The sequence below is a fragment of the Mesorhizobium sp. WSM4884 genome, assembly GCF_029625675.1.
Lineage (GTDB): Bacteria > Pseudomonadota > Alphaproteobacteria > Rhizobiales > Rhizobiaceae > Mesorhizobium.
Genome location: NZ_JARTVO010000059.1, coordinates 1 through 508 on the forward strand (window position 1 = coordinate 1; position 508 = coordinate 508).

1 protein-coding gene is annotated in these 508 nt (G+C 70.3%); it reads left to right on the forward strand.

Annotated features, from left to right (window positions below):
* Positions 1-115: 115 nt before the first annotated feature.
* A partial coding sequence (locus tag P9236_RS30665; RefSeq protein ID WP_278078210.1) for an FAD-dependent oxidoreductase occupies positions 116-508 on the forward strand: 393 nt, incomplete at its 3' end.

Here is a 508-nt window from a genome sequence, read left to right on the forward strand (position 1 = left end):
GCGAACTTTCCGACCTCTGGAGCGCCGCCGGCGGCATCCCGCTCGAGGAGCGGCGCGCCGGGCCTTTCTCACATGTCTTTGCCGGCGAAGCGCGGATGCCGGCCAGGAATGCGGCATGAGGCGGCCATCCACCCACGATGCGATCGTCATCGGCGGCGGTCCGGCCGGCGCTTCGGCGGCGCTGGCGCTCGCCCGGCGCGGATGGGCCGTTGCGGTCGTCGAGAAGAGCGCGTTTCCGCGCCGCAAGGTGTGCGGCGAATACATCTCGGCAAGCAATCTCGCGCTTCTCGACCGGCTGGAGATCGGCGATGCCTGGCGCGCCGGGGCCGGCCCCGAAATCCGCCGGGTCGGCCTGTTTTCCGGCGACACCAGCATCGAGGCGCCGATGCCCGGCGCGAGAGCCGTGACAGCAAGAAATGACGGTTTCGGCCGCGCGCTCGGCCGCTACAGATTGGATACCTTGCTGCTCGATGCGGCCCGCTCGGCCGGCGCTGAAGTCTTCCAGCCT